Annotated in this window: 17 protein-coding genes and 4 pseudogenes; 10 read left to right on the top strand and 11 right to left on the bottom strand. The window is 56.1% G+C overall.

Annotation, left to right across the window (positions count from 1 at the left end):
- Positions 1 to 104 precede the first annotated feature (104 nt).
- Positions 105 to 614, bottom strand: a complete 510-nt coding sequence (locus ACSQ3J_RS23425; protein WP_436040460.1) for a response regulator — start codon at positions 612 to 614, stop codon at positions 105 to 107.
- Between the two features lie 15 nt (positions 615 to 629).
- Between ACSQ3J_RS23425 and ACSQ3J_RS23420 the strand changes: the two are divergent.
- Positions 630 to 758 (top strand): annotated as a pseudogene (locus tag ACSQ3J_RS23420) (IS110 family transposase); the annotation flags it as partial.
- Positions 759 to 1,005: 247 nt separating this feature from the next.
- Here the strand turns inward: ACSQ3J_RS23420 and ACSQ3J_RS23415 are convergent.
- Both ACSQ3J_RS23415 and ACSQ3J_RS23410 read right to left on the bottom strand, forming a co-directional pair.
- Positions 1,006 to 2,319, bottom strand: a pseudogene (locus tag ACSQ3J_RS23415) (aconitase family protein); the annotation flags it as partial.
- Between the two features lie 49 nt (positions 2,320 to 2,368).
- Positions 2,369 to 2,490 (bottom strand): annotated as a pseudogene (locus ACSQ3J_RS23410) (integrase); the annotation flags it as partial.
- A 95-nt stretch (positions 2,491 to 2,585) separates the two neighbouring features.
- On the opposite strand from ACSQ3J_RS23410, the gene ACSQ3J_RS23405 reads away from it, so the two are divergent.
- From ACSQ3J_RS23405 to ACSQ3J_RS23395, 3 genes are all read left to right on the top strand, one after another.
- Positions 2,586 to 4,292: an adenylate/guanylate cyclase domain-containing protein gene (locus ACSQ3J_RS23405; protein WP_436040459.1), complete on the top strand. Its 1,707-nt coding sequence runs from the start codon at positions 2,586 to 2,588 to the stop codon at positions 4,290 to 4,292.
- Positions 4,293 to 4,842: 550 nt separating this feature from the next.
- The gene (locus tag ACSQ3J_RS23400) at positions 4,843 to 5,091 is read left to right on the top strand and encodes a hypothetical protein (RefSeq protein WP_436040458.1); all 249 of its coding nucleotides are present in this window, start codon (positions 4,843 to 4,845) and stop codon (positions 5,089 to 5,091) included.
- Positions 5,075 to 5,260: a hypothetical protein gene (locus ACSQ3J_RS23395; protein ID WP_060501541.1), complete on the top strand. Its 186-nt coding sequence runs from the start codon at positions 5,075 to 5,077 to the stop codon at positions 5,258 to 5,260. Before ACSQ3J_RS23400 ends, ACSQ3J_RS23395 begins: the two co-directional genes overlap by 17 nt.
- A 423-nt stretch (positions 5,261 to 5,683) precedes the next feature.
- On the opposite strand, the gene ACSQ3J_RS23390 is transcribed toward ACSQ3J_RS23395, so the two are convergent.
- Both ACSQ3J_RS23390 and ACSQ3J_RS23385 read right to left on the bottom strand, forming a co-directional pair.
- Positions 5,684 to 5,914, bottom strand: coding sequence for a hypothetical protein (locus ACSQ3J_RS23390; RefSeq protein WP_436040457.1), 231 nt, complete (start codon positions 5,912 to 5,914; stop codon positions 5,684 to 5,686).
- Positions 5,911 to 6,240, bottom strand: coding sequence for a hypothetical protein (locus tag ACSQ3J_RS23385; protein ID WP_436040456.1), 330 nt, complete (start codon positions 6,238 to 6,240; stop codon positions 5,911 to 5,913). The genes ACSQ3J_RS23390 and ACSQ3J_RS23385 overlap by 4 nt, the downstream gene beginning before the upstream one ends.
- Positions 6,241 to 6,411: 171 nt before the next feature.
- On the opposite strand from ACSQ3J_RS23385, the gene ACSQ3J_RS23380 reads away from it, so the two are divergent.
- The 4 genes from ACSQ3J_RS23380 to ACSQ3J_RS23365 all read left to right on the top strand — a co-directional run bounded on the left by ACSQ3J_RS23380 (position 6,412) and on the right by ACSQ3J_RS23365 (position 8,647).
- Positions 6,412 to 7,266, top strand: a complete 855-nt coding sequence (locus ACSQ3J_RS23380) for a Ku protein (RefSeq protein ID WP_436040455.1) — start codon at positions 6,412 to 6,414, stop codon at positions 7,264 to 7,266.
- Between the two features lie 3 nt (positions 7,267 to 7,269).
- Positions 7,270 to 8,079 carry a Ku protein gene (locus ACSQ3J_RS23375; protein WP_060501532.1) on the top strand — a complete coding sequence of 270 codons (810 nt, stop codon included), beginning with the start codon at positions 7,270 to 7,272 and terminating at the stop codon, positions 8,077 to 8,079.
- A gap of 64 nt (positions 8,080 to 8,143) precedes the next feature.
- Positions 8,144 to 8,392, top strand: coding sequence for a hypothetical protein (locus ACSQ3J_RS23370; RefSeq protein ID WP_436040454.1), 249 nt, complete (start codon positions 8,144 to 8,146; stop codon positions 8,390 to 8,392).
- 12 nt (positions 8,393 to 8,404) lie between these two features.
- Positions 8,405 to 8,647 carry a hypothetical protein gene (locus ACSQ3J_RS23365; protein WP_060501528.1) on the top strand — a complete coding sequence of 81 codons (243 nt, stop codon included), beginning with the start codon at positions 8,405 to 8,407 and terminating at the stop codon, positions 8,645 to 8,647.
- Positions 8,648 to 8,766: 119 nt separating this feature from the next.
- Here the strand turns inward: ACSQ3J_RS23365 and ACSQ3J_RS23360 are convergent, their stop codons facing one another.
- Positions 8,767 to 8,976, bottom strand: coding sequence for a hypothetical protein (locus ACSQ3J_RS23360; RefSeq protein ID WP_060501526.1), 210 nt, complete (start codon positions 8,974 to 8,976; stop codon positions 8,767 to 8,769).
- A 705-nt stretch (positions 8,977 to 9,681) separates the two neighbouring features.
- Between ACSQ3J_RS23360 and ACSQ3J_RS23355 the strand changes: the two are divergent.
- Positions 9,682 to 9,927 (top strand): annotated as a pseudogene (locus ACSQ3J_RS23355) (hypothetical protein); the annotation flags it as partial.
- A gap of 209 nt (positions 9,928 to 10,136) precedes the next feature.
- Here the strand turns inward: ACSQ3J_RS23355 and ACSQ3J_RS23350 are convergent.
- From ACSQ3J_RS23350 to ACSQ3J_RS23340, 3 genes are all read right to left on the bottom strand, one after another.
- Entirely contained in the window at positions 10,137 to 10,553 is a 417-nt protein-coding gene (locus tag ACSQ3J_RS23350) for a VOC family protein (protein WP_082511924.1), read from the bottom strand.
- Positions 10,554 to 10,820: 267 nt separating this feature from the next.
- Positions 10,821 to 11,507, bottom strand: a complete 687-nt coding sequence (locus tag ACSQ3J_RS23345) for a glutathione S-transferase family protein (RefSeq protein WP_436040453.1) — start codon at positions 11,505 to 11,507, stop codon at positions 10,821 to 10,823.
- Between the two features lie 3 nt (positions 11,508 to 11,510).
- Complete coding sequence (locus ACSQ3J_RS23340) at positions 11,511 to 11,783, bottom strand: VOC family protein (RefSeq protein ID WP_436040452.1); 273 nt, start codon at positions 11,781 to 11,783, stop codon at positions 11,511 to 11,513.
- A 215-nt stretch (positions 11,784 to 11,998) separates the two neighbouring features.
- Here ACSQ3J_RS23340 and ACSQ3J_RS23335 point away from each other — a divergent pair, with 215 nt between their 5' ends.
- A complete protein-coding gene (locus ACSQ3J_RS23335) occupies positions 11,999 to 12,898 on the top strand; it encodes a LysR family transcriptional regulator (protein ID WP_436040451.1) in 900 nt (299 codons plus the stop codon).
- A gap of 329 nt (positions 12,899 to 13,227) precedes the next feature.
- On the opposite strand, the gene ACSQ3J_RS23330 is transcribed toward ACSQ3J_RS23335, so the two are convergent.
- Positions 13,228 to 14,817 carry an EAL domain-containing protein gene (locus ACSQ3J_RS23330; protein WP_436040450.1) on the bottom strand — a complete coding sequence of 530 codons (1,590 nt, stop codon included), beginning with the start codon at positions 14,815 to 14,817 and terminating at the stop codon, positions 13,228 to 13,230.
- A 343-nt stretch (positions 14,818 to 15,160) separates the two neighbouring features.
- Entirely contained in the window at positions 15,161 to 17,116 is a 1,956-nt protein-coding gene (locus tag ACSQ3J_RS23325) for a hybrid sensor histidine kinase/response regulator (RefSeq protein ID WP_244481837.1), read from the bottom strand.
- Between the last annotated feature and the right edge of the window lie 13 nt (positions 17,117 to 17,129).

The raw sequence follows: 17,129 nt of genomic DNA, 5'->3' as shown, positions 1-17,129 counted from the left end.
AATTGCATTGGCCTATCCGTATGTCACGCTGGGAACTGCTCACTAGCTTTCACTGCGGCTTTCTCACGGTGCTGCATTGAAGGGAGTTACGCATGGCAGGAAACTCAACCACCATCATTTACGACGTCGCAAGCAAGCCTATTTTGATCGAATACCGCGACAAGGTGATCGCGCTCATCGGACCTTAGCCTAGCCAACAGGACGCCAAGGCGGCAGTGCTTCACGGCCCTTACGAGCTCTCCTTCGATGAAGGGTTTTCGCACCCAGGCAGCCGCCCGAAAATCTGTTGGGAGATCGGCGGGATGTCCGCCCGAGCAAAAGATAACCGGGATATGTCGCGCCTGCAAAATAGTGGCGATAGCCGTCCCCTCCCCATCCCGAAGATGCACGTCAAGGACAGCGACCGAAGGACTTCGGACGGTTAACCACCCCATCGCGTGAGCTTTTAATGAGTGGACCTCCACGGCATACCCCGCATCCTTCAGTGTCGCCTCGATGTCGATCGCGATAAAAGGCTCATCCTCGACAACAAGAATGGTATCGACCTGGAGGGACTCCAAAACGGTCGTCATCTCACGAGAGAGCGCCTGGAAGAAAATCCTGTCCACCGCCATCATCCATTTCCGCCAACCTTACGGCGGCAGCAGCAACTTTGGAGCCGGTCGCAGAGATTTGGCAAGCGTGCAGACCGCTTAAAGAAAGCCGCGATAGTTGCCCTGGCGCGCAAAGCCCTTATCGCGCTGTGGAAGTTTGTCACTTTTCCTACCTGCAAGCAGAGGCTGAACTCCGGCGTAGCCTTCTTAAGCCTCTCGCCTTGATTTGAAGCACACAGCACGGCCAATCGGCCTGACCTTGCGAACAAACTGGATGCCGACGGCAGCACAGGCCCAATTCCTGCGACACGTTTCAGATACCGGATCGGTTACCAATTAGGTGCTGAAGCGCGACCCATAATTTCAAAATAGGCAAATCGTGGAAATATCTAAACCAGAGACGTCGCCGTAATTATGGAACGGTGTCGAGTTGATGTTCCGCCTTGCGCTTCGATAAAGCCATTTTATCACGTACGATGAGAGGTAGTATTCCCCCGGCTTTCAGCGTCTCCACCTCTGCCATTGTCTCGATTGCGGCTGTTGCGACGAAGGAGAGAACTCCGCGGCCAACGCACCGGATCGTCACACGGATCGCGCTTCGGGGGAAAACGCGATCGACGTCCGCGTCGATTTCCAGAGTGTCTCCGGATTTAAGATCAAGCATCGATGGTCCGAACTCTGGAGCGAGCCGCAGCGGCAATATACCCATGCCAATAAGATTAGAGCGGTGAATGCGCTCGAAACTCAGGGCCAAGACGGCACTGACACCGAGGAGCGAAACTCCCTTGGCCGCCCAGTCCCGTGAAGAGCCCATTCCGTATCCATCGCCTGCAACGATGAAGACGCGCTGGCCTTCCACGGCATATCGCTGTGCCGCATCCCACAAGGGCAGGATTTCCTGCGATGGCCAGTGGATGGTGGAACCGGGAGGAATGTCATCTCCCAGCCTGTTTCGCACAGCCCGGTTGGTGAATAGTCCGCGGACCATGGCTTCCCAGTGGCCACGCCTGGAGGCGTAGACATTCAGGTCCTTCTGATTGTCGCCCATCGCGGTTAGATATCTGCCCGTTTCACTCGCGGCCGGGATCGCGCCGGCCGGAGAGATATGATCCGTCGTAATATCGTCGCCGAGGACGAGCAATGGGTGGGCCGTGTAGTGTCCGAGCAGGCTGCCTTTGCCGAAGCTGGCAAAGGGAGGCCTGCGAATGTAGGTCGATTTGTTATCCCAGGGGAACAGCGTTGTTTCGGGCGCATCGAGGTCCCGCCACATGCGGCTGGCGTCTGCTTCGGCGTAGGCCGGCGTGACATCGTTGCTGTCGGTTGCAAGTGCGGCTGCCTCGTCGATCTCCGCACTTTGCGGCCAGAGCATTGCCAGCGTGACTGCTCCGCCATCCGGCGAATAACCGATGACGTCGCTCATGATATCGATCTCGACGGTCCCGGCCAGGGCAAAGGCGATCACCATGGGAGGTGATGCTAGGAAACCGGCTTCGAGCTGGGGATGAACCCGGCCCGGAAAGTTGCGGTTTCCGGAGAGAACCGCAACAGGGAGGATGCCACGTTCACTCATTGCTTTGGTAACCGATTCTGTCAGCGGGCCGGAATTTCCGATGCAGGTCGTGCAACCGTAGCCGACGATGCCAAAACCGACGGCTTCCAGATCCTCAAGCAGACCCACTCGGCGAAGATAGCGCTCCGCCGTCGGCGAACCTTCGCTATGACTGGTGGGAAAGTCAGAATGGGTGCGGCCCCGCTCTGTGCGAGGCCGTACATTTTTATATTTCTGTATGCACTGCGAGTTCCAGGGCATCCTCTATGTCCACCCAAGATACCGGACTGTGTTCTCGATCTTCGTGTGTCCAAACAGGATCTGGATCGCACGAAGATTGCCCGTCGCGAGGTGGTGGTCGCTTGGGCATTCCACTTAGCACTTGTTGACTCACCCGAGGTTGAATAATAATTTTCTAATTCAGTCGTTAGGCTTATCCTCATATGACGGACCGATCTCTTCAGCGTCGCCTTGCCGCCATCGTCGTGATCGATGTGGTGGGATATGCGCGTCTAATGGAGGCAGATGAGTTCACAACGCTGGCGAATCTCAAGGAACTCCGTTCTGGCGTTATCGAGCCGACTGTGATGCGCCACAACGGTCGTATCTTCAAGGTCGTGGGCGACGGATTTCTAGTCGAATTCGGCAGCGCGGTGGACGCGGTCGTAGCATCGTTGGAAATGCAACGGGCCATCAGTGCTGTTGAAACTTCCGGAGACCGGCGCCTGCTTTTGCGGGTCGGCGTCAATCTGGGAGATGTCATTGACGACGGTTTGGACGTCCTCGGCGACGGCGTCAATGTCGCGGCGCGCCTCGAAACGCAGGCCGCACCGGGCGGTATCTGCATTTCAGACAAAGTTCACAGCGAGATCGTCGGCAAGATCGGCGACCGGTTCTTCGATGCAGGCGAACGCTACCTGAAGAACCTCACGCGCCCGGTCCACGTGTGGCATTGGCCGGATGCACTGCAGAGCACATTGCCGCTGCCCGAATGTCCCTCGATCGCGGTGTTGCCGTTCACGAATATGAGCGGGGATGAAGCGGATGCGCCTTTCGTCGACGGCTTGACCGAGGACCTAATCACAGACCTTTCCCGCACGGCTGGCCTCTTTGTCATCGCGCGCAATTCCGTGTCCGGCTACAAGGACAAGCCGCTCGACATACGGCTGGTCGCCCAAGAACTCGGTGTCCGCTATGTCCTCGAGGGAAGCGCCAGACGCGCAACGGGCCGGGTCCGCATCAATGCCCAATTGATCGACGCGCTTGGCGGCCAGCACTTGTGGGCCGACCGGTTCGACAGGACGGTGGAAGATGTTTTCGAACTGCAAGATGAAGTTAACGCCAAGATTGTTGAAGCCCTCGTCGGCCGGCTGATCGTCCCGACGCATCGCAATCGGCCGAAGAACATCGAGGCTTACGATCTGTGTGTGCGTGCTCGTCTCCTGACGGAAGAGTCGCCGCAAACCGGCCGTGAGGCCTACATCCTGCTCCAACGGGCGGTTCAGCTCGAGCCATCATATGCCGAGGCACTCGGTCTGCTCGCCTATAACCGTTGGCTTGCCTGGACTCATTTCGGAGAGCCCGAAGATCCCCATCGTCGGATGGCGGTGACGTTCGCGCAGAAGTCGGTCGGGCTGGATCCCAACGATGCCGGCTGCCGTTACGTCCTGGGCACCATTTTGGCTTATGAGCGGCGATGGCAGGAATCGGAAGCCGCCTTCGCCAAGTCCCTGGAACTAGATCCCAACCACGCCGATACCTGGGCGGCCATGTCGGACATGTCCGTGCTGGATGGCAGGGTTGCCGACGGACTGGCGCAGATCGAAAAAGCTCTACGGCTCAATCCCTATCCAGCCTGCTGGTATCTTTGTCATCTTGGGCAGGCGCAATACGCCGCAGGTGACTATAAGGTGGCAACCGAGACCCTCCGCAGGGAAGACACGTATCGTACCAACTCACGCAAATTCCTGGCCGCTGCGCTTGCGCAGGGAGGGCACCGTGAGGAGGCACGGCGAGAGGCGGAATTGTTTCTGATCGCTCACCCTCATTTCACGATCGGCCATTGGCTCAGCTCCCAGCCGCTGCGTGATGCATCTGTACGGGACCACTTTGTCGACGGCTTCCGAAAGGCTGGCCTTCCGGAGATGTGACAGCGGGCGGAGACAATCCCGACCCGTTCGAGGACCTGATCGAGAGACATGCGCTACACGTGAACGGCGGTGCGGATCGCAGTGCGACAAAACGCGTCATTCAGCCGGAGTCTCGCATGACTTTCCGCTGCACGGCCACGCATCATGGTGGTGCTGAACCCTTCACCAGAAGAAAGACCATGTTTTGTGAAACATTCAAGCAGCTTCGATGAGACAAAGCGGCAACGTCGCTTACTTCCGCTATCGGCGGCACAAACATAACATTTCCGTGATACCAAACAACGTCTGCTTTCGGGCGGGTGTAAAGCCTCCTTTTACGGCCGGAATTAAGGCGTATAGCCGACCGGCGGCTCGATGCGGTGCGCTATGGCGCAGTTGTGTACCGTCGACATGGACGGATTTCTAATGTCTCCAGGATCTGATTTCAATTGGCCTTGACTCTCGTTCAAGCGAGAACATAATAAGAACTTACACGGCGGATGCGGAACGCCAATCTGAAAATCAATGCAAGTTTAATCCATTGCCTCGGTGCAATGGAAAAGGAAAAGCCATGCCTACGATCAGCGCAGCCGCGTATGACATCCAATATTCCGGCCCAATTGATGAGATCGCCGCTGCCCTCGCATTTCACGACGGCGACCCGCGGGCTACGATTGGAACTTTGCTGGCAGACGTAAGGTTCTTGAAGCAACAGCTCGCCATCACACAGAATGGGATGAGCATTGGTTTCACCCGTGGATGGGAGCCGAGCTACGAGCGTGGGGTCGTGGAGGAGAAGGGTCATGCCGGACAGTCTTGAGTTTGTGGATCGACAGTGGGAGAGCCGGAGCACGGCATCCATACTGATTGCAGAAGCCATCGATAGCTTGATGGCGCAGGGAATGGGCGAGCACGACGCCATCGGCGCCCTCGAAGATGCACTGCAAACCCGGCGTATTATTTTGAACATGCAAATCACGCAGGATTGAAATGGCCCGCTTTGAGAAAGCAAGGCTGAACTGACCGAGATTCTACGGGGATTTGGCGAAGAAGCCAAAGGGCTTTACTCCGTGGGCGCGCCCATGCTCGCGAAGGGGTGCAGTGAAGACGAGATCGTCAACTTACTAATCTCGTTGGATCGGAAGAAGATCATTGAGTTGCTGCCGGACAATCGGGTGCGAGTGCTGGCCGAACTGAGTGGTTAATCGCGACCAGAATCACGGGCGGACCAACAATGAGCGATGAGAGAATTGACATCGTCAGGGCGCCGCCCCTCAGACGTGATCATTGGTGTGGCTATGAGGGCTGCAAATAATGGGGCACATTTGGGAAGGATCGCCTTGGCGCCACCGAGTGGCGGTGCAGCGAGCACTTGGCCGCCCACATTGGGACAGCCGACCGCGATCTCTAAACTAATGCGACACGCGGTATTGTCGGCTTGCTTGTTCTTGTATGGCTTCCGCTAGCGCGGCCCGGCGCACCTCTGGCAGCTTCAAGATGAACGTATCCATGTCTCGCCCAAAATTCGACCACGCCTTGTCACCGGCTTCGCCGCGATCTATCACGCCGGCCGCTTCCAGATCGGTGCGATCCATGTTCACGCGGGCAAGCGAAATATGCAGTAGATCCGTTCCAGTGATCATCGCCCTACCCCTTGCTGGCTGAGATTCAGCGTTCCATGGCTCGACTGCCGGGGCGTCATGTCTGGCTCAGCGGCCTCTTCGTCCATGACTGCCTTGTGGTAGCAATCGCCAATATCCTGGGCGATGCCGTCCGCGTCATAAAGATACCCGTCCGTCCCGCCATCTGTCGAGATGATTTCAGCAATGGAGTTCATCATGACGCGACCAAGCTGTTGCAGGGCATCCCTGTGACGATCGGCGCCCCCGTTGGCGAATTCACGATTGGCCTCGTCCAGCGCCTGACGCATAGCCTGAAACGATCCGTCGATATGGAGTTGCGCATTCATGCATCACCCTCCTGTCAGGGGACTACTCGAAATAGAATCCCGCAACGCAAAACTCGTGGATAAGTTCACCTTACTATAGACAAGGTGCTAAATGCCACAATTGATTCGCGTATTAGCCGGAACAAACGTACTCTCCCTCCGTTGAATCGGCGCTCATCGGGAGAAACCAATATGGCGGGACGTGCTCTTTGGAAGGGTTTTCTGAAGTTTGCCGAGATCAGCTGTCCGGTAGCGCTCCATAGCGCAGCCTCTACTTCGGAGCGCGTAAGCTTCAACACCCTCAACCGCATGACCGGCAACCGCGTCAGGCGAGAGTACGTCGACATCAACACATGGAAAGTGGTTGAGAAAGAGGACCAGATCAAAGGTTATGAGGTCGATGATAATCGCTACATCCTGTTCGAACCTGACGAGTTGTCTGCCGTCGTGCCCCCGAGCGACAAAACGCTCAGGATCCAGTCCTACGTGCCATTCCAGGAGATCGACGACCTCTACTTCGACAAGCCTTACTACCTCCTGCCCGATCGGCTCGGAGAGGAAACTTTTGTGTTGATCAGGGATGCGATGCGCGAATCCAATGTTGGCGCGCTTGCACAGGCGGTGCTCTTTCGCCGGCTTAGAACTGTTTTGATCCGGGCTCACGGCGACGGCTTGATCGCGACTACCCTCAATTTCGACTACCAGGTTCGCTCTGCAAAAGATGCCTTTGCGGACATTCCGGCACTGAAGATCGAGGGCGAGATGCTCGATCTGGCAAAGCATATCATCAAGACGAAGGCTGGTGTGTTCGATCCTCGAACCTTCGACGATCGTTATGATGCCGCTCTGGCCGAGTTGGTGAAGGCCAAGATCGAGGGGCGTGCTGTCAAGGTGAAGAAGCAGCCAAAAGTCGAGCCTTCGACAAACCTCATGGAAGCGCTGCGGATGAGTGCGGGATTTGGGTCAGCGCGGGCCTCTAAACCCCGCACCGCAGCAGCGCGCGCAGACCTTGCCCCACGGCCGGCTGCACGCAAGAAGGCAGGTTAAGCCATGGCCGCCGTCAAACCATACTGGAAAGGCTACCTGAAGCTTTCGCTCGTCACCTGCCCCGTGGCCCTTTCCCCCGCCACCAGTGACACCGAGAAGGTGCGCTTTCACACGATGAACCGTGCCACCGGCAACCGTGTTGCCTCGCGGTACGTCGACAGTCTCACCGGCAAGGAGGTCGAGCCAGACGATCAGGTCAAGGGATACGAGCGCGGTGAAGGCGACTACATCATTCTTGAAGAGGAAGAACTGGATGCGGTGGCGCTTGAGAGCGTCCGGACTATCGAGATCGAGCTGTTTACGCCGCGCGACTCCGTCGAGTGGATCTGGCTTGAGAAGCCGCACTATCTCGTTCCGAACGACAAGGTTGGAGAGGACGCTTTCGCGGTCATTCGGGATGCTATGCGCGCGGAGAACGTAGTCGGGATTTCCCGCCTGGTGTTCGGCCAGCGGGAGCGTGCGGTGATGCTGGAACCCCGTGACGAGGGCATCGTCCTATGGACGTTGCGTTATGGCGACGAGGTGAGGCCGGAAGAAGAGTACTTCTCAGGCATCAAGGCGAAGCCTGAAGGAGGTCTTGCGCCACTGATGAAGCAGCTAATCAATCAGCAGACAAAAAAATGGTCACCGATCACTGATCCCATTCAGGAGCGGTATGTCGAACTCATCGCCGAGAAAAAGAAGCAGATGAGAAAAACCGCAAGGACAAAGGCCAAAGACGCGCCGGTTGGGTCCAGGAACAACGTCGTCGATCTCATGGCTGCATTGAAGAAGAGCCTTGAAGGAAAGAACCAGACCAAGAGCAGCCGTTAACCGATCGGGTTGCTGTTCGAGACGGTGAGCCATACCGCATTATTCTCTCCCATAGGAGTTCGTCATGACGATCGAAGCCGCAAGGTATTTAGTGAGCCACCCGGACCGGCACCTTTCGTGCCAAGAAGCAGTCGAACGCGACTTACTCGAGCTTATCGACAAAGCGAATATGAGAGGCTGGGGTACGGTCGAGACAATGGACGCGATAGACGAGGTTATGAAACACCTTCGCCTCGCCTACGCCGAAGATCCTGACCCGGCAGAGGAACCCATCATGGATGCCCGCTTGTTCTTGCACAAGCACGCGACGTAATGAGGGTAAGCCATGACCATCTATGCTTGGACCATCAAAGTGCCGGGCCACCAGGATGTTCAGCACGTCACCGAATTCGCTGAGCTATGCGATTATCTGCGCGTCATGGATCTTCCCGGCGTGGCGCCGCCGGAGTTCGTCACGCTCGATGCTGAGGTGCACGACCACGGCACCTACATCCACAACGAAGGTAGCGTCGATGAATGGTCGCTGACGTGGACGAAGGTTGACGGAAACGCGGAGGTCTTCGACTGATCGCATTAATTTTTCATTAACTACCTGCTGGCAATATTAGCGTGAGCTTGAAAACGGAACTCTCAAGCGGCTGAAAACATATACCCCAGACCCTCCTGCGGAAATGCGGGAGGGTTTTTCTAAACTGTTTTGTCGACTTTGGTGCTTATCCGGATCTCGCCGCATTGCTTGCGAAGATAATCAACCCGTGCGCCGGCATAGGCGCGAGCATCATTTTCCTGGCGAAACGACCGGTGTTCGGTGGAACCATTATTGAGAATGGTGACCACCCAAAGGCTTTTATCAAATCGTATGTCGAATTTGATTTTTGATTGATCTTTTTCCGTCACAATCGCCCCCTCATTTTAAAGATTACCAATCGACGAAAAAACTATTCAAGTCGTCACCCGTTTGGGAAAAAGATCGAGGCGGCGTATGTGATCGCTCTGTGCGTGAACACATTCTAACTTACAAGCACTATTGCTGTGGAAAATGTACCTCGCCCGGTTGTAGGCTAGATTAAGCATATTGAAATTCGCTGCAGACTGCCGACACATGGGCTCACATTTTCTGTGAGGCGATATGAACCATCGTATTCTGTCGGATAGTGATATCGAGCTGCTTAAGCGTGCCCTTATTCGTCGATGCAAGTATTTGGGCATAAGTCCTGATGGTGCTGCCGCCCACTCAGCCGCCGGCCAATTGTTGGAACTCTTTCATCTCGGCTGGACAGACGAGCAACAATTGGCAACGGGGCCGATCGCGATGTCCCCCGGGGACAATTTTCACTGATTGCTGATCCTGTTCGGCGCTCGCGTAAGAAGGCTACAATGATAAAATCGAAGGCCCCCGCTGCCAGCGAGGGCCAAAGTTTTAGGTGCTCAAATGCTTCGAGCACTCGCTCGACAGGTCCAGAATGACACGGTTTATGACGAGTTTCTTATTTACCCTCTATTAACGTTACCTGGGGCATCGTCGTCTCCTATGACACAATCCGGCGATGAGGACGGAAGTTCGGCCCAGCCTATGTAAAGCAATTTCGCAAGGGGCAACATTGCGTACTTGAAGCTGACAGTCCGCTGGCTGAGTATCGCAAGATCACGGACGAGATCGTAAGGCGTATGCCGGATGAGAGCAAATATCCACGACCGGCCGCCGAAGCCGTTAGGTCGTTCCTATTGCTACGGCTGGGCCTTCACCTTGGGCTCAGACAAAAGAACCTTCGCCAACTACGTGTCTGCCCCGGTGGACACTATCCGACGTCAGAACGCAGGCTGGAGAATCTGAAATGCGGTGACCTGCCCGAAACGCGCCGCCCCCTCGATCATGTCGACGGCGTTATCCGGCGCGCCGCGCGCCACGGCGTTGAGCAGATTGAGCACGGACGGATTGATTACCTCGAACCCCTCCCGACCTCAGGGCTTAATGAAGCTAATCACCACTTCGCGGATGCCTGCCCTGAGATCGCCGGGCCTTGTTGAGAAGGTGTTACCCTGTGCATACGGAACCCCTATTCCGCTAGTACAGCGAAGAGGCTGTGGATGTTACCCTCCGGATCGGCAAAGAAGCCGGCAAAGTGTCCCCAGTGCTTCTTCGTGGGGTCGGCGATGGATCGCCCACCATTCACCACGATGTGGTTAAACCGTTCGATGACATCATCTGTCGATGCACATTCGAAATTGAGCTCGAAGGCTTGGCCAGTGAACTGCGTGCGGTACTCAGGGTGATCGTGCGTATTGGGGCTCATGCCGATCCTAGAGAAGATGGCAAGGCGGATGCCTTCGCCTCCAAAGGCGACGTAGTCCTGCTCCATGATGTCAACGCGAAGGCCGAGCGCGTCACGGTAGAAGGTCGCGAGCTTGGCTACGTCATCTGCGAGAACAGTGATTTCCTCCAATTTAGCAATGGCGGCTTTGGTCGTAGTCAATGCATAATCTCCAATTTCGTTTCTATTCTGTTCTGTTCTTTACTAGCGCCGATTCGCGCTGTGTGGCGACACTGAGGTTAGATGCTTAAGACCGACCCCCGACCTAAACTACTTCGCGGGAGGGGTGTCCTCTTCAGCAGGATCGCGCGTGATGATTGTCATGAAAACCATGATAACTTGCACGTCTTCGGGAAATATACTGTTGTTGCGTGATCCAAGATGTTGATTGTTGCGTGATCCAAGATGTTGATTGTTGCAGCAACAGTTCTACCCACTTGTCGTGCCTAGTACCCGAGCGACGTGGCTTTCCTTTTGGGCGATGAACTGTATGAGTTCAGCCTCGTAGGTTGGCGGTACCGCGTTCTTCACCGATTTATGACTGCCTACTAGAGCCCACCATTCTGTGAGTTTTGGTGGTAGCGCGTCACTCAGTTTCGTTTCCGACACTCTATCGAAAACAGAAAAATACCGGAAAAGTGTTGCAAACACCCCGTCGACAAGGCCGAAAGCATCACCCGCTAAGTATTTGTGCGGCTGAAATCGGCCGTTTACAATCCACAGCCGCTCCTCAAGCTCTCGCAACGAGATTGCGAAAGCGGATGCGTCGACATCGCGGTAGATAATGCGGGCGACGATATTCAGCATGCCATCCGCATAGGCCATCCAGGCTTCATGACAAGCGCGTGCCCAAGGATCGCTGGGCGTTAGACCTCCTCCTGTCACCTCATCCAGATAACGGGCGATAACACCGGATTCGAATAGCCATTCGTCGCGCCCAGCCCAAAATACCGGCACTTGACGGCCCGGCGATATATCGCCGAGCCATGCAGGTTTATTGTCGAGGTCGATATCGATCCGTTCAAAGTCAATGCCTTTTTCGATCATGACGATAACGACCCTTTGCACATAGGGGCACAATCTGTGCCCTACGATCTTGTAGGGTTCCACCACCATGGCTCAACTAACCATGCAGTGGACATTGAGTTTGTTGCCGTCCAGATCGCGGAAATAGGCGGCGTAAAAGGCCTCGGCCCGAAAGCCGGGCTTGCCTTCATCGACGCCTCCCAATTTCAAAGCCTTCTCATGCACCAGGTTAACCTGTGTCTGGTCGGATGCCGCGAGCGCAATCATGACGCCGTTGCCGACCGAGTATTCTTTTCCGTTTTCAGGAACATGAATTGAAAAGGCCGCGCCGCCATTTTCGACTGCCCAGACGATGAAATCGTCCATGTGCATTACCTGTTTTGCGCCGAACTCCGCCAATAATGCGTCATAGAAGCTTTCCGCGCGGGAAAGATCGGCCGTGCCAAGCGAAGTGTATCCAATCATATCCATATCTTTCATTGCTGGTGTCGGTACGAGTTGAGGATATTACGTTGCAAAAACGATGGATATATGCGTTGGTGAGACATACTCTTGCAAATTTGAAATGAAGTTGGCCAGAATTGGACTGGAACCTCGTCAAAGTGTTTCTCGCGGTTTGCGAAACGGGCTCTCAGGTTCGCGCCGCCAAGCTTTCCGGACTGAGCCATGCGACGGTCTTCCGGCACATTGCCCTGCTTGAAGGACAGATGGGCACGCGTTTGTTCGATCGTGTCAAAGGCCGGTTTGTGTTGACAGACGCTGGCAATGAAATGCGGGAGATTGGTCTTGGTATCGCCCGCTCTTTCGAGGCGATCGACCGGCGTGTAAACGGCAGGGACGGAAATGCCGAGGGCATTGTCCGCCTTACCGCGCCACGCAGTTTTGCCGACACCGTGTTGCCGCGTTATCTGATGAATTTCAGCGAGGCGCATCCCAACGTTCGGGTGGAACTTCTGGTTTCAAATCAGGAAATGAACATGTCCGACCGGGGTGCGGACGTCGCTCTACGAGTCGCCCATAATCCGCCTGACCATCTTTGGGGGCGGCGTGTTCTCGATATCGATTGGGCTGTCTACGCGGCTCCCTCCTACCTCGATACCGCTGCACGGCTGGATGGCCCACCCGACCTTTCAAACCATAAATTGGCCGCACCGGCAGGACAATTGCTGCGTCATCCGGCTTTTCGTGACGTGTTGAACAGTGACCCGCCTGTGACGGCGATCTCATGCGATGATCTCACCGCCATGGCGCGTCTGGCAGCGGAGGGCTGCGGTGTTGCGCTCTTGCCGGACGATTTGCGCCGTTCAGACCTGAAGCGGTGTTTTACCTATCACACGGCACCCGCGAACACGCTCTGGGTGCTCACCCATCCAGACCTTCGAGGCATACATAGAATATCGCTACTGATGGGATTTCTTGCCAAAGAGTTCGCTCGAGATCCCTACTGGAGGCGGACGGCTGAAAATCTCAGCGGCGAATAATAGATCTTCAAGTTCACTGCAAAACGGTCGTTTAGCCGCGCTCCAGCGAATTTCGCTTTCAGAGTCCAATCATGAAGCCTGACTGCTGGAATGACGGTGCAAAGCTGCCATCGCCTTGAAGGGATCCGAACCTTCGACCTGTCGTTCAGCGGCTTATATTTTCCAATCCGGCCAATTGCCTGCTTTGCCGAACGGCCGGTAAGGAGCCGTTAGCCGCCTGTCCTCTTTTGGAGTGCAGCAGATGAAACCTGTCATCCCAAGGCGGTGTTTCAATCCTCTTCCAGATGCTCGTTTCTGGCAAGCACTCGGGCATCTATAAGCCAGTCAGGTTACCGCGCAACTTGTATAATCTCCGGAGCTTCGCCGTTGGTTGTCTTCGAGTTGCGATGGTAGGCTATAAACTCATCCGCCGGCAGGGGCTTTGAAAACAGCCATCCCTGACCGAAATCAACGCCATGCTCGGTGAGATAATCCGCCTGCAACTGGCTCTCCACGCCTTCCGCCACCAAGAAAAGGCCGAGCGACTTTGCCATCTGGATGATGTGTAAGATGACGGTGCTGGTTGCGGTGTTGCGGCCAATCGTATCGATGAATGACTTGTCGATCTTCAGCGCATCTAGCGGCAGCCCCTGCAAATACTGTAGGCTTGAGTATCCCGTGCCAAAATCATCGATGGCAACCGAATGCCCCATATCACGTGCCTGCTTCAGGGTAACGCGTGCCGCCTCCACATTGACGAAGCCCCGTTCCGTCGCCTCAAGCCAGATCTGCTCCTTCCGGATTCCTGTCGCTTTGAGACATTCATCAATGACTTCAACGGCGCGTCCGGTCTCTACGTCCTCGGCACACAGATTGATCGCGATGTGCAAGGTGCGGTCTTTTGCAAGTATCACATTCAAGTCGGCAACCACGGCCGCGACGACCTGATCGGTGATCGGCTTAATCAGTCCGGTTTCCTCGGCGAGTGGAATGAACAGGTCGGGCCGTACGAGCGAGCCATCCGGTCGCTTCCAGCGAACCAGCGCCTCCGCGCCGATGCATATGCCCGTCTCCAGCTCGACGATCGGCTGGTAGTAGACGATGAACTCCTTGTTGCGGACCGCAATCTCAAGCTCCGCATGGGGAGAGAGGCGTTTCCGCGACAGCCAGATGACGACGCCGACGATAAAAAGCGCGATGAAGGTGCCGACCGGCAGAAATACTGCGAGTTCATCGGTGATCTTCGATCTGAGGCCTGATCTCGAACGGGTCACGACCGCAGTCATGTCTTCCTGTTTGGCCGTGACGAAAAGGTATTCTTCCCCCATCCCACGGCCAGCCGTCGCAAGATGCAGGTTTGCGAATGGCAGATCCGGACCGTTTAGGCTGCTGAGCAGCTTATCTCCGTCTGCGTAAAGGGCGACAGAAATGTCGTTAGCCACAATGTCGGTGAATCGGCTCGGCAGTACGAGAGCATTGTGTTTCCCCTGATAGAGGGCCGTCACCTCGCTCCCCCGGCTGGCAATTGGCCGAAGGCGCATAGTCACGTCCATCCCGTCCTTCGTGACGTAGTCGCCGGGCTGCTTGTGGATCTGCTGCGCAATCTCTCCCCAGGATGTGCACTTCAGCATGCCGCCGTCGAAGAAGCCGATCTCCTCGATGGACGAAATGCTCATCGTCAGCGCTCGCATCTGTTCGATATGCTGCAGTGAACAGCTTTCGAAGCCGGAGACTTCGATGGCATCCAACACCTTCTTCGCGTCCTGGAAGGTGGTCGTCGCGCGAAGCAACGCTCTGCGCGCAAAAGTGTCCAGTTCGTCGAGTTCTTTTGCGGTCGCGATCTGACGCGACATCCAGGCCATTCCGGCGACCGGAAGAACGGCGCCGATAAAGGCCAACAGGATACCCAAGGAAATCACCCGCCAACGCCGCGACAGCATGCAAACTTCTCCTGATTGACTTCCAAAAACGTTCAGAAAGAAAGCCGGGCCAATGATGCGCCTCGCCGGATTATACATCCGATAGCTGCCGAATTTGCTAACGACGCCACCGACATTGGTTCAGTGAACCTACAAGATCTTGACTGGAATCGAACCATCAACATACGCCACTTCCACCCTAAATGCTTGAACCTACTCGAACATCGGCAACGATGGCGGGCGCTGCGCTGGAACTAATGGACTGCCCTTGTCTCAGCGTTTCGCAATGGTCAAGCTTCCCCGCGCAGCCGCACGGGTGTAGGCCAGCACTCGCTGTCGCGAGAACTCCTGCTTCGGTCTGCTCTCAAGACAGAATGCGAGCGATTTCCCGTTCCAACTGTTCTTGTGTATAGGGCTTCCCCAACCGGGGTAGATCCATTTCCGTACCTGCCGGCAGTTCCGCGTAACCTGTTGCGACCAGGATCGGCAGGGTCGGACGCAATTCGCGTGCGGCCTTTGCCAGTTGGGCACCGTTCATGCCTGGCATCGAGAAATCCGTAATCAGGAGATCGATGGCCGGTTCGCTCCTGATTATTTCCAGGGCCTGTTGCCCCGAACTTGCCTCCCGCACGCGATGGCCCAGGTCCTCCAACATGTCGACGGAACTCATCGCAATCAAAGCGTCATCGTCGACCAGCAGGATCGTTGCTGGACCTCGCTGCTTTTTGATGACTATGTCTGACATAGGTGCTTGACGGCGAGCCTCTGTGGTCGCCGGAAGCCAGAGTTCGGCTAACGTGCCCTCACCTACCTTGCTGGTAAGTGTCAGCGCACCGTTGAGCTGGACCGCCAGGCCATGAATCATCGACAAGCCCAGCCCTGTACCCTTGCCAAGTTCTTTCGTGGAAAAAAACGGATCGATCGCGCGCTGGATCGTTTCATCATCCATACCCGACCCGTTGTCCCTAACCGCGAGGCACAAGTAAGTGCCACGAGCGAGCCCGTCAGCTGGTATTACACCTACCTCGGCGCGGACGCTTATGAACACTTTGCCGCTCTCCGGCATGGCGTCACGCGCGTTGACCACGAGGTTGAGAAGAGCCAGTTCGATCTGGTTACCGTCGACCAGAACCAGAGGCAGGCCGTTAGCGACCTTCGTGGTGATCTCGACAGAAGAGCCGACCGACCTTGCGAGTAGTTCTTTCATGTTGGCAACGAGTTCGGACAAATCTGTGGGCTCAACTTCAAGATCCTGCCGGCGTGCGAACGCTAAAAGTCTCTGGGTCAGGGACGCGCCGCGTCGGGCGCCTTGAAGCGCTCCGTCAATCAGACGTGCCAGTCTCGGGTCGTGAGCTACATGCTTCTTGGCGAGATCCAGGTTGCCAAGCACTGCCATCAGCAGATTGTTGAAGTCGTGTGCAACCCCGCCCGTCAACTGACCGATCGCCTCGAGCTTCTGCGACTGCAGCAGTTTACGCTCGGTGTCCTCTCTCTGCGCAATTTCGGCCTTTAGTGCCTCTGTCCGCTCTTCAACCCGCCGTTCCAGCGTCTCGTTCATCGAGCGAAGTGCCGCCTCGGCATGCTTGCGGGGCGTTATGTCAGATCCAACCCCGATCAGACGGACGGGCTCACCTAGCTGGTTAAGTATAAGACGTCCGCGAACCTCGGCCCAATGCAGGCTTTGATCGGGCCATATGACACGATATTCGGCAATGTAGTCGTCACCTACGTCCAGGCAGCGCCGAAGACCGTCTTTTCTCGCCTGCCTGTCGTCGGGATGCACTGATGCGGTCAGCTCGTCGTAAGTCAGTTCCTTGTCTGTGCAGCGTCCGAATATCTGGCGAAACTCTGGCGAGGATTCCAGCGTCCAGCTCGTAAGGTCAATGCTCCATGTACCGAGATGCCCGGCGAGCAGTGCAGTCTTGAGGATGAGCTCGCTCTCATGCAGCTCGATAATCCGGTTACGCGCTTCAAGTTGCCTCCGTCGGTTCTTGCGTGCGGATTCCACGACGCTCACAAACGTTGTCGGGTGAAACGGCCGCTCGAGAAATGAGACGTTTCCGAGCGCCTCCGCAACCCGGCTGGCCGCAGGGTTCCTTTCAGGTCCCGCACCTTTGTGGGTCAGCACGATGAAGGGAAGATCCGACCAACTTGGCTGGGCCATCACCCAAGCGTTGATCGGACCGAGATTGGCGTAGCGCAGAACTTCCTCGACCATCACGACAAACAAGACGTCTTCCCCAAGACGCGCTGCGACCGTGTCAAGGCTTGCCATTGCGAGCGACGCGATCCCGCGTTCGAGCAGCAATGAGGCTGCCACGGCACTGTCCCGA

The organism is Rhizobium sp. LjRoot98, from assembly GCF_964252935.1.
Lineage (GTDB): Bacteria > Pseudomonadota > Alphaproteobacteria > Rhizobiales > Rhizobiaceae > Pararhizobium.
Note: the sequence above shows the minus strand (reverse complement) of the source record. Positions and strands in the feature narration are given on the sequence as shown.

Bases quoted from the DNA above. Each gene is read 5' to 3' on its own strand.
- ACSQ3J_RS23425 (WP_436040460.1), bottom strand. From the start codon at position 614: ATGGCGGTGGACAGGATTTTCTTCCAGGCGCTCTCTCGTGAGATGACG.
- ACSQ3J_RS23405 (WP_436040459.1), top strand. From the start codon at position 2,586: ATGACGGACCGATCTCTTCAGCGTCGCCTTGCCGCCATCGTCGTGATC.
- ACSQ3J_RS23400 (WP_436040458.1), top strand. From the start codon at position 4,843: ATGCCTACGATCAGCGCAGCCGCGTATGACATCCAATATTCCGGCCCA.
- ACSQ3J_RS23395 (WP_060501541.1), top strand. From the start codon at position 5,075: ATGCCGGACAGTCTTGAGTTTGTGGATCGACAGTGGGAGAGCCGGAGC.
- ACSQ3J_RS23390 (WP_436040457.1), bottom strand. From the start codon at position 5,914: ATGATCACTGGAACGGATCTACTGCATATTTCGCTTGCCCGCGTGAAC.
- ACSQ3J_RS23385 (WP_436040456.1), bottom strand. From the start codon at position 6,240: ATGAATGCGCAACTCCATATCGACGGATCGTTTCAGGCTATGCGTCAG.
- ACSQ3J_RS23380 (WP_436040455.1), top strand. From the start codon at position 6,412: ATGGCGGGACGTGCTCTTTGGAAGGGTTTTCTGAAGTTTGCCGAGATC.
- ACSQ3J_RS23375 (WP_060501532.1), top strand. From the start codon at position 7,270: ATGGCCGCCGTCAAACCATACTGGAAAGGCTACCTGAAGCTTTCGCTC.
- ACSQ3J_RS23370 (WP_436040454.1), top strand. From the start codon at position 8,144: ATGACGATCGAAGCCGCAAGGTATTTAGTGAGCCACCCGGACCGGCAC.
- ACSQ3J_RS23365 (WP_060501528.1), top strand. From the start codon at position 8,405: ATGACCATCTATGCTTGGACCATCAAAGTGCCGGGCCACCAGGATGTT.
- ACSQ3J_RS23345 (WP_436040453.1), bottom strand. From the start codon at position 11,507: ATGGTGGTGGAACCCTACAAGATCGTAGGGCACAGATTGTGCCCCTAT.
- ACSQ3J_RS23340 (WP_436040452.1), bottom strand. From the start codon at position 11,783: ATGGACGATTTCATCGTCTGGGCAGTCGAAAATGGCGGCGCGGCCTTT.
- ACSQ3J_RS23330 (WP_436040450.1), bottom strand. From the start codon at position 14,817: ATGCTGTCGCGGCGTTGGCGGGTGATTTCCTTGGGTATCCTGTTGGCC.